Here is a 13077-nt window from a genome sequence, read left to right on the forward strand (position 1 = left end):
TGTGACGGAAATCCCGCAACCGACCCTACAGTTTCGGGCATTCCGGCCGATACACGAGGCAGACCAGTCAAACGACAGGACAAAGTCATGGATATCAAAGGCCCCAACATCAATGGCCTGCGCCCCGACAGCCAGAACGGCGGGGTCCGCGGCCGTGACGACGACGCCCGCACCGGCAGCAACGGGGTGGACCGCGCCGGCAACGGCGGGGCCGCCAGCGGTGACGCCGTCACCCTGACCGGTGCCGCCCAGGCCATGAACGGCAGCGGCGAAGCCAGCGAGGCCGCGCCGTTCAACGAGGCGAAGGTGGCCGAGATCCGCGAGGCGATCGCTCAGGGGAACTACCCGATCGACAACGAGGAACTGGCCGATCGCATGATGGAAATCGAAGGCCTGCTGCGGTGATCCGGTGGTGACCGACGAAACCGGAATCCGTCCTTCCCTGGAGGAATCCATCCGTCTCGGACAACGGCTGGAGGATATCCTGCTGGAGGAAACTCGGGCCATCGAGTCACGGGAGCCGGAGCGGCTGCAGGCCGCGGTCCAGCGCAAGCAGGAACTGCTGCAGGCACTGGAAACCGAAACCCGCAAACAGCAGCAATGGATCGAAGCCCGCGGTGCCGAGTTCACCCCGGAAGGGGTAGCGCGGCTGTTCGCGCGTCTGGAGGGAGGGGAGCACCTCAACGACCGCTGGCAGGCGCTGCGGGCGACGATCGAACGCTGCAACGAACTCAACCAGGGCAACGCCCGGCTGATCGAACGCAACCAGCGCCGGGTCCAGATGTCCATGCAGATCCTGCGTGGCGAAGACAACGGACCGGCCACGACCTACGACCCCTACGGCAAGGCCCGTCATCGCCGTACCACCGGCCAGACCATCACCCGCGCCTGAGCCCGAGTTGGACCGGAAAGGCGTGAACTCCGTCACAGGGTGTATGATGCGCGAACCCACTTCGGACGCGACGTGCCCTCATGGATGACAACGACTATACCGTCGACACCCCGGAACGCATCGGCCAGATACTGCGCGACCTGGACCATGGCCTGACGCTGGTCAGTATCCGCCTGGAAGAAAGCGGCCCGCTGTACACCTCGGCGCTGATTCGTCTGGATGCCGACGCACGACGTCTCTACCTCGACCAGCTGCAACCCCCTTCCCTCCACCAGCGGATCCGGCCCGGCCAGCCCCTGCGCGTCTTCGCGACCCTGCGCGGCGTGGCCGTGCGGTTTACCACCGAGGTCCGCCAGAACGTGAGCGAATCGCCGGGAGACCTCTACGAGTGTCCGTATCCCGCCGAACTGCAATACCTGCAGCGTCGCGAGACCTTCCGCGTTCATATCCCCCTGAGCAACCGCCCGACCCTGCAGATCCAGGGCGAGATGCACGAAGAACCGATCGAGGGATCGGTGGTGGACCTTTCGGCCGAAGGCATGTGCGTGGAACTGCCGAATGAAGTGCTGCAGGAGATCCCCTATGGCAGCCGCCTGGAATTCACCAACCTGCTGCTCCCGGACGTGCAGGAAAGGGTCTCCGGCGCCGTCAAACCGGCCAACTCGCGCCCTTCCACTCGCGAAGGCCATTCGTATGCTGGCTGCGCGATCATCGAGATGTCGGCCCGCCTGGAACGTGCCATCAACGTCGCCCTGCTGTTCTATCAGCGTGAGGAACGCCGCCGCGCGATGAACTGACTGACCCCGGCTTGCGTGCCCACAAAAAAGGCCCGCACGAGCATCACTTGCCGTGCGGGCCTTTTGCGTTCTGGCGGAGAGTGAGGGATTCGAACCCTCGATGGGCTTTTGACCCATACTCCCTTAGCAGGGGAGCGCCTTCAACCACTCGGCCAACTCTCCGTGACTGCGGTGCAGAGGATACGGATTCACGCTGCGGAATGAAAGCCCGCGCGGCCCCGAATTGATGATTTTAACTTCATTCGGGCCACGCGGAGATCGCAGCGTCGGACGTCACTCGTTCCCGCGATTGTCGCCGGAGCCGTGTTCCGAATCTTCGTCCTGAATCCGCTGAAAGATCTCTTCGCGATGAACCGCCACGTCCGGGGGCGCATTGATGCCGATCCGGACCTGGTTGCCCTTCACACCCAGAACGGTGACGGAGACGTCATCGCCGATCATGAGGGTCTCCCCCACCCGACGCGTCAGTATGAGCATGCTTTTCTCCACAGTACCTGTGTCGGACGAGTTCGGTCGCCCGGAATCCGTTGATTGAGTCGTCACCCCTGCTCCTTCGGTAGACCGGCGGGCTCCTCTTCGAGTTCAAAGGCATCGTGCAGCGCACGCACCGCCAGTTCGAGGTATTTTTCGTCCACGACCACCGAGATCTTGATCTCCGACGTCGAGATCATCCGGATGTTGATGTTTTCCCGCGACAGGGCCTCGAACATCCGGCTGGCAATACCCGCATGCGACCGCATGCCGACACCCACGACCGAGATCTTGACGATGTGGACATCGCCCGAGACCTCGCGGGCGCCCAGTTCGTCCGCTGCCCCCTGCAGCAGTTCCAGCGCCTTCTCGTAGTCGTTGCGATGCACGGTGAAGGTGAAATCGGTCGTGCGGCCGTCCTCGCCGACGTTCTGCACGATCATGTCCACCTCGATGTTGGCATCCGCCACCGGCCCGAGGATGCGATGCGCGACCCCGGGCTGATCCGGCACGCCGCCCACCGTCAGCTGCGCCTCGTTCTGATTGAACGCGATTCCCGCGACCAGCGCCTGTTCCACCGCTGCATCCTCCTCCGTGGTGATGAGTGTCCCGGGTCCCTCGCCAAACGACGAAAGGACACGTAAGGGGACGTTATACTTGCCCGCAAATTCCACTGCCCGGATCTGTAGCACCTTCGAACCGAGGCTCGCCATCTCCAGCATCTCCTCGAAGGTCACTCGTTCGAGGCGCCGGGCCTGGGGCACCAGTCGCGGATCGGTGGTGTACACCCCGTCCACGTCGGTATAGATGCGACATTCATCGGCTTTCAGGGCCGCGGCCAGCGCGACGGCGGTGGTGTCGGAGCCGCCACGCCCCAGGGTCGTGATCGCCCCGTCCTCGTCCACGCCCTGGAAGCCGGCCACGACCACGATGCGCCCGGCCTCCAGATCGTCACGCACGCGGGCATCGTCGATACTGCGGATCCGCGCCTTGTTGTAGGCGCTGTCGGTGCGGATGGTCACCTGAGCACCGGTATAGGAGCGCGCCGGGCAACCCTTGGCCTCCAGTGCCATCGCCAGCAGGGCGATGGTGACCTGCTCCCCGGTGGACAGCAGGACATCCAGCTCGCGCCCGTCGACCCGCGGGTTGAGCTCGTTGGCCAGCCCCAGCAGGCGATCGGTCTCGCCGCTCATCGCGGACACCACGATCACCAGCTGATGGCCTTCCTCGCGCAGATGCAGCGCGCGTTCGGCCACCGCCCGGATGCGTTCGGTCGTCCCGACCGAGGTGCCGCCAAATTTCAGTACCAGCAACGCCATTGCAGAATCCCTGTCCGGCCCGAAGGCGGCGCATTAAACACGAAATCGGGTTGCATCCAAAGCAAACCCGCCCTTGCAATCCGGAATTTGGTCAGCCCAGCAATTCGCGAACGGTGTCCTCCACCGAGGCCAGCGCCGCCTCGAGTTTCTCGGGGCTCTGCCCGCCGGCCATGGCCATGTCCGGCCGGCCACCACCCTTGCCGTCGACCTGAGCGGCCACGCGCCCGACGACATCGCCGGCGCGGATCCGGCCGGTTTCCTCCTTGGTGACCCCGGCGACCAGCGAGACCTTGCCTTCCTCGGTGGCGGTGCCCAGCACCACCACGGCACGGCCGAGCTTCTGCTTGAGCTGATCGACCATGTCGCGCAGGGCCTTGGGCTCCACGCCCTCCACCGGGGCCGCCAGCACCTTCAGGCCGTCGACCTCCACCGCACGGCTGGAGAGGTCGTCACCGGCCTGGCTGGCGAGCTTGCCCTTCAGGCGCTCGATCTCCTTCTCCAGCTCGCGATTGCGCTCCTGCAGCTGGCGCACCTTGTCCGGGGCGTCGGCGCGGCCGGCCCGCAGGCGGTCCGCCACCGCATCCAGATGCCCCAGCTGCTGGTCCATCCAGCGCAGGGCCACCTCGCCGGCCACCGCCTCAATCCGGCGGATCCCGGCGGCGACCCCGCCTTCGACCGTAATCCGGAACGACCCGATGTCGCCGGTGCGCTCCACGTGGGTGCCACCGCACAGCTCGACCGAGGAACCGATCTTCAGCACCCGGACCTCGTCGCCGTATTTTTCCCCGAACAGGGCCACGGCGCCGGACTCCATGGCCGAGTCGATGTCCATGATGCGCGTGTCGGTGGCCTCGTTCGCCAGGATCTCGGCGTTGACCTGATCCTCGATCGATTTCAGCTGCTCGGTGGTCAGCGGCTCCATGTGCGTGAAGTCGAACCGCAGGCGCTCGGAGTCCACCAGCGAGCCCTTCTGCTGGACGTGATCGCCCAGCTGGTCGCGCAGGGCCTTGTGCAGCAGATGCGTGGCGGAGTGGTGACGCTTGATGGCCTCGCGCCGCGGCCCCTCCACCGAGCCGGACAGGCTCTGACCGACCTCCAGGGTGCCGGCGCGGACCTGGCCCACGTGCAGATGCGCCGCGGCCTGCTTGCGGGTGTCCTGCACCTGGAAGCGCACGCCGGAGCCCGACAGGGTGCCGATGTCGCCCACCTGGCCGCCGGACTCGGCGTAGAACGGCGTGCGGTCGAGCACCACGATGCCCTCTTCGCCGACCTCCAGGCGCTCCACGGCCTCGCCCTCGCGGAACAGCGCCAGCACGCGGCCCTCACCCTCCAGGTATTCATACCCGCAGAATTCGGTCGTGTGGTCTTCCAGCCCCGGCAGGTTGCCGGTATCCATGCTGAAGCGGGAGGCCGCGCGGGCACGTTCGCGCTGCTTCTCCATCGCCGCCTCGAAACCGGCCATGTCCAGTTCCAGATCGCGTTCGCGCGCGATGTCGCCGGTCAGGTCCACCGGGAAGCCGTAGGTGTCGTAGAGCAGGAAGATGGTCTCGCCCGGGATCACCCGTCCCTGCAGATCCTTCAGGTCCTCCTCGAGGATCTTCATGCCGTGGTCCAGGGTTTCGAGGAACTTGCGCTCCTCCTTCTCCAGGACCTTCTCCACCTGCTCGCCGGCCTTGACCAGCTCGGGATAGGCCTCGCCCATGGTGTTGATCAGCGGGCGCACCAGGCGGTAGAGGAACGCATCCTCGGAGCCGATCTGGAAGCCATGACGCGCCGCGCGCCGGATGATGCGCCGCAACACGTAGCCGCGCCCCTCGTTGGAGGGCAGCACGCCATCGGTAATCAGGAACGCGATCGACCGGATATGGTCGGCGATCACGCGCAGCGACGCGGAATCGGCTTCCTGCGCACCGGTCACCCGCCGCGCCGCGGCGATCAGATCCTGGAACAGGTCGATCTCGTAGTTGGAATGCACGCCCTGCAGCACGGCCGACAGACGCTCCAGGCCCATGCCGGTATCCACCGACGGGCTCGGCAGCGGGTTCAGCGTGCCGTCCGCGTCGCGGTCGTACTGCATGAACACCAGGTTCCAGACCTCGATGTAACGATCGCCATCTTCATCCGGCGAACCGGGCGGTCCGCCCGCCACTTCCGGACCGTGGTCATAGAAGATCTCGGTGCAGGGACCGCAGGGCCCGGTGTCACCCATCTGCCAGAAATTGTCCGAGCCACCGTCCGGATCGTCGCCGATGCGGATGATGCGTTCGGCCGGGACCTTGATCTCGTTGGCCCAGACGTCATAGGCGTCGTCATCGGTCTCGTAGACCGTGACCCACAGCCGCTCCGGCGTCAGGCCAAGGACATCCGTCAGAAAATCCCAGGCGTAGTGGATCGCGTCGCGCTTGAAGTAGTCGCCAAAGGAGAAGTTGCCCAGCATCTCGAAAAACGTGTGGTGCCGGGCGGTGTAGCCCACGTTCTCCAGATCGTTGTGCTTGCCGCCGGCGCGCACGCAGCGCTGGCTGGTCGCCGCGCGGCTGTACGGGCGCTTCTCGCGGCCGAGGAACACATCCTTGAACTGGACCATCCCCGCGTTGGTGAACAACAGGGTGGGATCGTTGGCAGGCACCAGCGGGCTGGACGGCACCACGGTGTGGTCGTGCTGCGCAAAGAAATCGAGGAAACTCCGGCGTATGTCGGCGCTCTTCATGCGTGTCCGGTCGGGTATGGGGTCAAAAGCGGAATCGTATCACGCTCGCCCCGGACCCGCGTATTGCCGCCCGCTGCTTCGGGCCATGCTGCAGGAGGCCAGCCCCCTGGCCGATTCGACGTCAATAATGCCCCATCGGCCAGAGGGCTGGCCTCCTGCGTCCTGCGTCCTATGGGGCCTCGTCCTTCCAGGCAGCCAGCGCCCGGTGGGCGACATCGCCGGGAAAGCCGCGACCGGCCAGATGACGCAGCATGCGGGCCTCGTCCTCGCGGGCCGCGGGGGGATGACGGAAATGGCGTTCGAGCTGGCCGCGGGCCTGTTCGACCCAGTCGACCTCCAGCGCCTCGATGGCGAGGCTCACGGTGTCGCCATCGATCCCGTTGTGCGCGAGCTCGGCGCGGATGCGCTGTTCGCCGTACCCCTGCCCGACGCGATGGCGGGCCATGGACTCGGCGTAGCGGGTCTCGTTGAGGTAATCCAGTTCGCGCGCACGCTCCAGTGCGGCATCCACCGCGTCCCGCTCGAAGCCGCGCTCCGCCAGCTTGCGCGCCAGCTCCAGTGCCGCGTGTTCGCGCCGCACCAGGAGCTTGAGCCCGGCCTCCAGAGCCGCCTCGGGATCGGCCGGGTCGACCGGCGCCCCGCCCTTACGACGGGCTTTCGGCATCCTCGACCGCGGCCTCGGCGTCGTCCGCACCCTTGCCGCCGGCCGACGGCAGATAACGCTCGCGCAGGTTGCGTTCGAGCTCCTCGGCCTTGTCCGGGTTGTCCTTCAGGAACTGCCGGGCATTCTCTTTGCCCTGCCCGATACGTTCGCCGTTGTAGCTGTACCAGGCCCCGGCCTTGTCGATCAGGCCTTCCTTCACGCCCATCTCGATCAGCTCACCCACGCGCGAGATCCCCTCGCCGTACAGGATCTCGAAATGCGCCTCCTTGAACGGCGGCGCCATCTTGTTCTTCACCACCTTCACGCGGGTCTCGTTGCCGATCACCTCGTCGCCCTTCTTGATCGCACCGATGCGGCGGATATCCATGCGCACCGAGGAATAGAACTTGAGCGCGTTGCCGCCGGTGGTGGTTTCCGGGCTGCCGAACATCACGCCGATCTTCATGCGGATCTGGTTGATGAACACCACCAGCGTGTTCGAGCGCTTGATGTTGGCCGTGAGCTTGCGCAGCGCCTGCGACATCAGGCGCGCCTGCAGACCGACGTGCGAATCGCCCATCTCGCCCTCGATCTCGGCCTTGGGGGTGAGCGCCGCCACCGAGTCGACGATCACCACGTCCACCGCACCCGAACGCACCAGCATGTCGGCGATCTCCAGCGCCTGCTCGCCGGTATCCGGCTGCGAGACCAGCAGATCGTCCACGTTCACGCCCAGCTTCTCGGCATAGGTCGGGTCCAGCGCATGCTCGGCGTCCACGAACGCAGCGGTACCGCCGGCCTTCTGCGCCTCGGCCACCACCTGCAGGGTCAGGGTCGTCTTGCCCGAGGATTCCGGCCCGTAGACTTCGACCACGCGCCCGCGCGGCACGCCGCCAATACCCAGCGCCACGTCCAGCGCCAGCGAACCGGTGGAGATCGAGGGCACATCCACCGCCTGGCGGTCCCCCATGCGCATCACGGCACCCTTGCCGAACTGTTTCTCGATCTGACCCAGCGCGGCCGTCAGGGCCTTCTTGCGATTCTCGTCCACGGTTTGCCTCCGGAATAGATAATGCTCGGGCGGTTGGGTGCGGGAGTATCCCACAGGCAGGGGGCGGACCCAAAGACAACGGGATTCGCCCTTATCCGTCGGCGAGTCGGCGAGCCGTGCCACGCGCGGATGCTAAGCTCGGATCCATGGCATTCCTCAAGGCAGGCGAAAAGGACCGCGACGGCCGCCAGAAACGGATCGAGCACAGCGGTCGCTATCTGCGCGCCAGCCGCACCGGCGGCCTGTCCCTGCGGGCACAGACGCGTGCCGCCGGGGTGAATCTGACGGGCAATACCAATCACGGCGTGCGCGTGTCCACGCGGCTGGCCCGGAACACCCAGGTCGCCTTCCAGAACGGCCGCTTCATCCTGCGCGGGCGTTACGGTTCGGATGCAGCGAAATTCAACCTGTCGAAATCGGGTGTCACCGTCTCCACGAAGACACCGATCGGCTCGTTCAACTGGATCCGGCCCGGCCGCTCGTCGGCGAAGATCGCGGGGGTGCAGGTGCGCGGGCACAACGCGGCCGCGATTCAGGGACTGTTCGGACTGTTCGCGGGCTTTTTCTGGGTGCTCAGTGGCATACTCCGACTGCTGACGGGACTGTTCGGCGGCATCGGGCGCATGGCCGGGGCGGCTCAGGCCCGCCGCCAGCTTGCCGAAGAAGAAGCCGCGCGCCCGCGGTTCCGGCTGGATGATGTGCAGCCTCGCGGAGAACAGGTGCTCGCCCGGCACGAAGCCGACCCCTCGACCTGGCCGGGCCGGGACCAGCTCGCCGCCCTCGCCTTTGCATTGCTCGCACTCGGCCGGGGTGCGGCACAGTCACCCGAATCGGTCGCAGCCGACGGCTCTTCTTCGGCCCCCGCAACCGCTCTGCTGGAAGATGTGCAGGCGGCCGGTGATCACTGGCGGACCTGGCTGGGCACCCTGCCGCCCGATGACATGGAACCGGCCATGGGGATCGTGGCGACCCTGGCCGGGGCCCTGGCGCAGGACGAAACGTCCGACTGGCGGGGCGAAACCCTCCTGGCACTGGATGATGCCTGCCTGCGGGACGGGCCCAAGACCCTGCTGCAGGAAGCGATGATCGACCTGATCGCCGAGGCCATGGATGTGGAACTGGTGCTGGAGGGCGAGCGATGAGCGAGATGAGTGAAACACCACCAGACCCGCTGGATGCGCTGGTCCGGGTGCACCAGCACCTGATCCGGAACCCCGGTCCGGAGGAAACCTGCGAGGCATGGCGGGCGTCCTGCCGCGAACACGGCTGTGAATGGGTCACCACCTGGGACACACGACCTTACCGGGAGACCGACACGCCCGAACTGCGGCTGGCCGGACATGACCGCTTCGACGACATCCCGCAGGAAGCCCTGGACCGGGCCCTGCTGAAGGTCGTGGACACCGAGGGGCCGGTACACCTTTTCGTACTCACCCGCAGGCTGCTGGAGGCCGCGGGATTTGCCCGCGCGGGCTCGCGGATCCAGGCGCGCATCCATGAACGGCGCGCGGAACTGGGCGCACAGGGCGCGATTCAACTGGATGGCGAATTCTCCGGACGCGCAGAGCAGTTCGCGGTGCCATGCCTGCGCGACTGGAGCGATCTCCCGGATGCGCTGCGACAGCTGGAGCACGTCCCGGACACCGAGCTGACGCTTTCACTGGTGCGCACCGTCGCCGAAGCCGGAACGCTGGACCTCGACACGGCCATGAACGACGCCCTGCACCGCATGGGCTTCATCCGCCTCACCGACAACGCCCGCGAGCGGCTCCACGCCCCTCTGTCACACGCACTGAAACGCCAACTGCTGGTACAAGGCCAGACCCATCTCGAGCCCGGACTCCGCGCCTTCCGACGTCCACGAACAACCGGTCCGTAGGCGACCCGCACCCGTGGCTTGCAGCACCATTGCGCCGACCCGTCGCCTGCGCCGGCCCGTCGCCCACATCCTTTTTTCGGCTTCACGGACCAACAACGCCTCCCGTAGGCTGATACACGAGCGACACCTTCGGGCCTCGTTGGAAAGTAATACGCACAGGACGCAGACAAGGAAAAGGCATGAGCCGATACACCCCCCACGCGGATACGACCGCCCTTCTGGAAACCGTGGAGCAGTGGCGCGACACCTGCCTCATCGATGACGGCAGCATCTTCGGTGACGAGACTCTCTGGACCGCTGACAATCTGGCCATCCTTGACCGTGCCTTCACCCAGAACCCGCAGGAAGGCAGCGAGAGCTACTCCGAAAAACTGAAAATCCAGCTGGCCGACGTACCACCGACCGCCGCTCGGCTGATGGCCGAGCTGAACTGGGTGCTCCTGCTCTTCCCCTCGAACATCAAGCCGGAAACCGAGCGCCAGCAGGTACTCGAGATCTGGGAACTCGGTGGTACGCCATTATCCGCGGACCACCCCGCCCTCACGGATGAGGTCCTTTGTGGCGCTGGCCATGCCGGCACGGCGTTCAATACGCATCGGTGGCGTGAACTCGCTTACATGATCAACATCGCCAAGGCGATGAAAGAGCAGCCACGGGACGGACGGCGGCACGTTGTCGCCGATCCGTGGATATTCGCCCGCTGGCTGGCCGATGTACCCCGCGAGGGCTTTCGGCAACTGCGCCACATGCTGAACTGGTTACTGTTCCCGGATACCTTCGAGAATTTCACCACCGGGCGCGACAAACGGGCCATCGTGCAGCACTTTGAAGAGCTACCCGCCGCCCGCGTCAAAAACATGTCCTTCGAGGAAATCGACAGGCGCCTGTTCGAGTTGCGCCAGCGCCTCGAACAGGAAACGGGCCACCCCTTCGCGTTTTACGAATCCCCCTGGAAGGAACGATGGCAGCCTTCGCAGAAGGTCTGGTTGCTGGCCTGGAACCCCCACAAATGGCCCTGGGACGAACTCCTCGACGATCGTCTCCGGGTCGTCAAGGGGGAGAGCGTTACCAAACGCTGGAGCACAGCCTCGGGCCAGGTTGGCGAAGGGGATACGGCCTACATCATGCGTCTGGGCACGGAGCCGCGCGGGTTGATCGCTCAGGGCAACATCGCCAGCGCCCCGTATGAAGGCGAGCACTGGGATCCGGAGCGCGCCAAACAAGGCGAGAAAGCCCAATTCGTTGACATCACACTGACCGATCTGCGCGACCCGAAAGCGGACGACATTCTTCCCCTGGACCGCCTGGAATCCGAGATCAATACGGACCAGCAATGGACCCCTCAGCAATCGGGTATCGAGATCAAACCTGCCGCGGCGAAACAGGTCGGCACCCTCTGGGCCAAGTTGCCAAAACCCAGCGCCCCTGACGAGGAACCCGGCTCACCCCAGCAGGAAGCCATCACCATCCAGCGTGCCACGAATGCGATCTATTATGGGCCTCCCGGCACCGGCAAGACGTACTACCTGCAGAAGCACCTGATGCCGGCTTACGAAAGCCGCTCTGAAGACATGAGCGAGGACGAGTGGCTTGTCGAACAGCTGGCCGGCACCCCCTGGTGGGAAGCGGTGGCCCTGGCTCTTGCCGACCTTGGGGGCGAAGCCACGGTCAACGAGCTGATCGAGAACCGATTCTTTCAGGCCAAGGCTCGGATCCAGGGTCAAATCGGGAATCCGAACCTGCGTTCCACCTGCTGGAGCGCCCTGCAGACCCACGCCGTACATGAGTCCGAAACCGTCAAGGTGTCCATCGAAGGACGGCGTTCTCCCCTGATCTTCGACAAGAAAGGTAATGGCCGCTGGTTCTTCACGGGAGACTGGGATGAAGCCGGTGCCGATCTGCGGCAAAAGCTCCAGACCCTGAGAGAGGGTCCCGGGAAGGATTCCACTCCGGTTCGACGCCACCAGCTGGTGACGTTCCATCAGTCTTACAGCTACGAGGACTTCGTCGAAGGCATCCGGCCACAGACCACCGATGGTGTCATCAGCTACGAGGTCTATCCCGGGGTGTTCAAGGAATGGTGCAACCGCGCGCGTCTGGACCCGCACCACCGCTACGCCCTGTTCATCGACGAGATCAATCGCGGCAACATTGCGCGGATCTTCGGTGAGTTGATCACGCTCGTGGAACCCGACAAACGCGCCTGGTGGGACAGCGACGGCCAAAGGGTCGAGGGCGTGGAAGTCATCTTGCCGTATTCCGGGGAGCGGTTCGGTGTTCCCAAGAATCTCGACATCTACGCCACCATGAACACTGCGGACCGTTCCATTGCGCTGATGGATGCAGCCCTGCGCCGCCGGTTCCGCTTCCGCGAGATGTTGCCGAAACCGCAGGCCATCGCGGGGCAGCAGGACGGGCGGATTCCCGACGATGAAGGCGGGCAACTGGATCTGCGCCGCCTGCTGGACACCATCAACCGGCGCCTGCGCTACCTGCTCCACCGCGACCAGGCGTTCGGTCATGCCTACTTCACGGAGGTCAAGCATCTGGACGGCCTGCGTGACGTACTGGTGTACGACATCATCCCGATGCTCGCCGAGTACTTCTACGACGACTGGGCACAAATTCGCCGTGTGCTGAGTGACGAAGGAGTCTCCGAGGAATACCAGATCATTACCCGAACAACGCTGGACCCGCTACATCTGTTCGGCGACGGCGCCCCCGGGCCCGAGAAGCCCGACTATCACGTCAAGGCGCCCGGGGACATTGCGCCGGATGCCATCCGCAAGATTTACGAGAACGTGGACGACGTGGACGAATGAGGCAGGTTCTCGCCCGCGAACACGGCTGGCTCGCGATTGGCGAACACGGCGACTTGTACCGCAGGGAGGCCGACCTGCTGGCCGAGGCCGAGCCACAGTTGCCTGGGCGCTGCCTCGAATGGGGACATCAGCGCGTCAAGTTTCGCCAGTTCTGTGGCGTCGTCCGCCTCGACAATGTCCAGATCGAAGTCCTGCCCAAGCTTTCCTCCTATCAGTCGGCCGCGCACCAGCGCACGACACTGCTAACCCTGCTGAGCCGGGGAAGCGAACTCAATGCGCTGGATATGGGCACCGCGAGCCTGGCACACAGCGAAACGCTCCTGCTCGACATCTTCATCCGGCATTTTGCCGAACTCCTCGATCACCAACTTCGCCATGGCATGCTGCAGGACTACCGGGACGTCGAGGACAACCTGGGCATGGTCCGCGGGCGTATCGACATGGTGCGTCAACAACGCGAGAACCTCACCCACCCACAACGCATCGCCTGCCGGTT

Annotated in this window: 11 protein-coding genes, 1 tRNA gene and 1 pseudogene; 7 read left to right on the forward strand and 6 right to left on the reverse strand. The window is 65.2% G+C overall.

The genetic code is table 11. The features are described 5' to 3' along the window. Positions 1-87 precede the first annotated feature (87 nt). From flgM to F573_RS0108745, 3 genes are all read left to right on the forward strand, one after another. Positions 88-405, forward strand: a complete 318-nt coding sequence (gene flgM / locus F573_RS0108735; RefSeq protein WP_019022258.1) for a flagellar biosynthesis anti-sigma factor FlgM — start codon at positions 88-90, stop codon at positions 403-405. A gap of 4 nt (positions 406-409) precedes the next feature. Further along, entirely contained in the window at positions 410-892 is a 483-nt protein-coding gene (locus F573_RS0108740; protein WP_019022259.1) for a flagella synthesis protein FlgN, read from the forward strand. A gap of 80 nt (positions 893-972) precedes the next feature. Beyond that, positions 973-1689: a flagellar brake protein gene (locus F573_RS0108745; RefSeq protein ID WP_019022260.1), complete on the forward strand. Its 717-nt coding sequence runs from the start codon at positions 973-975 to the stop codon at positions 1687-1689. A gap of 71 nt (positions 1690-1760) precedes the next feature. On the opposite strand, the gene F573_RS0108750 is transcribed toward F573_RS0108745, so the two are convergent. From F573_RS0108750 to recA, 6 genes are all read right to left on the reverse strand, one after another. Further along, positions 1761-1851 (reverse strand) — tRNA-Ser (locus F573_RS0108750). Positions 1852-1962: 111 nt separating this feature from the next. Continuing rightward, a complete protein-coding gene (csrA, locus tag F573_RS0108755; protein WP_019022261.1) occupies positions 1963-2166 on the reverse strand; it encodes a carbon storage regulator CsrA in 204 nt (67 codons plus the stop codon). 62 nt (positions 2167-2228) lie between these two features. Then, positions 2229-3479 carry an aspartate kinase gene (locus tag F573_RS0108760; RefSeq protein WP_018871231.1) on the reverse strand — a complete coding sequence of 417 codons (1251 nt, stop codon included), beginning with the start codon at positions 3477-3479 and terminating at the stop codon, positions 2229-2231. A 91-nt stretch (positions 3480-3570) separates the two neighbouring features. Continuing rightward, positions 3571-6186 carry an alanine--tRNA ligase gene (gene alaS, locus F573_RS0108765; RefSeq protein ID WP_019022262.1) on the reverse strand — a complete coding sequence of 872 codons (2616 nt, stop codon included), beginning with the start codon at positions 6184-6186 and terminating at the stop codon, positions 3571-3573. Positions 6187-6355: 169 nt separating this feature from the next. Then, the gene (locus F573_RS0108770; protein ID WP_019022263.1) at positions 6356-6850 is read right to left on the reverse strand and encodes a regulatory protein RecX; all 495 of its coding nucleotides are present in this window, start codon (positions 6848-6850) and stop codon (positions 6356-6358) included. Further along, positions 6831-7880 carry a recombinase RecA gene (gene recA / locus F573_RS0108775; RefSeq protein ID WP_019022264.1) on the reverse strand — a complete coding sequence of 350 codons (1050 nt, stop codon included), beginning with the start codon at positions 7878-7880 and terminating at the stop codon, positions 6831-6833. The genes F573_RS0108770 and recA overlap by 20 nt, the downstream gene beginning before the upstream one ends. 146 nt (positions 7881-8026) lie before the next feature. On the opposite strand from recA, the gene F573_RS0108780 reads away from it, so the two are divergent. From F573_RS0108780 to F573_RS0108795, 4 genes and pseudogenes are all read left to right on the forward strand, one after another. After that, positions 8027-9022, forward strand: coding sequence for a hypothetical protein (locus F573_RS0108780; RefSeq protein WP_019022265.1), 996 nt, complete (start codon positions 8027-8029; stop codon positions 9020-9022). A gap of 5 nt (positions 9023-9027) precedes the next feature. Next, the gene (locus F573_RS0108785) at positions 9028-9759 is read left to right on the forward strand and encodes a DUF3320 domain-containing protein (RefSeq protein WP_026300867.1); all 732 of its coding nucleotides are present in this window, start codon (positions 9028-9030) and stop codon (positions 9757-9759) included. Positions 9760-9938: 179 nt separating this feature from the next. After that, the gene (locus F573_RS0108790; protein WP_019022267.1) at positions 9939-12581 is read left to right on the forward strand and encodes an McrB family protein; all 2643 of its coding nucleotides are present in this window, start codon (positions 9939-9941) and stop codon (positions 12579-12581) included. Further along, a pseudogene (locus F573_RS0108795) lies at positions 12578-13077 on the forward strand (hypothetical protein); the annotation flags it as partial. The gene F573_RS0108790 and the pseudogene F573_RS0108795, both read left to right, overlap by 4 nt.

This window comes from Thioalkalivibrio sp. ALE23, assembly GCF_000378545.1.
Taxonomy (GTDB): domain Bacteria; phylum Pseudomonadota; class Gammaproteobacteria; order Ectothiorhodospirales; family Ectothiorhodospiraceae; genus Thioalkalivibrio.

What these genes read in the sequence shown, in the direction of transcription:
- flgM (WP_019022258.1), top strand. Translation starts at nt 88, where the DNA reads ATGGATATCAAAGGCCCCAACATCAATGGCCTGCGCCCCGACAGCCAG.
- F573_RS0108745 (WP_019022260.1), top strand. Translation starts at nt 973, where the DNA reads ATGGATGACAACGACTATACCGTCGACACCCCGGAACGCATCGGCCAG.
- csrA (WP_019022261.1), bottom strand. Translation starts at nt 2,166, where the DNA reads ATGCTCATACTGACGCGTCGGGTGGGGGAGACCCTCATGATCGGCGAT.
- F573_RS0108760 (WP_018871231.1), bottom strand. Translation starts at nt 3,479, where the DNA reads ATGGCGTTGCTGGTACTGAAATTTGGCGGCACCTCGGTCGGGACGACC.
- alaS (WP_019022262.1), bottom strand. Translation starts at nt 6,186, where the DNA reads ATGAAGAGCGCCGACATACGCCGGAGTTTCCTCGATTTCTTTGCGCAG.
- F573_RS0108770 (WP_019022263.1), bottom strand. Translation starts at nt 6,850, where the DNA reads ATGCCGAAAGCCCGTCGTAAGGGCGGGGCGCCGGTCGACCCGGCCGAT.
- F573_RS0108780 (WP_019022265.1), top strand. Translation starts at nt 8,027, where the DNA reads ATGGCATTCCTCAAGGCAGGCGAAAAGGACCGCGACGGCCGCCAGAAA.
- F573_RS0108785 (WP_026300867.1), top strand. Translation starts at nt 9,028, where the DNA reads ATGAGTGAAACACCACCAGACCCGCTGGATGCGCTGGTCCGGGTGCAC.
- F573_RS0108790 (WP_019022267.1), top strand. Translation starts at nt 9,939, where the DNA reads ATGAGCCGATACACCCCCCACGCGGATACGACCGCCCTTCTGGAAACC.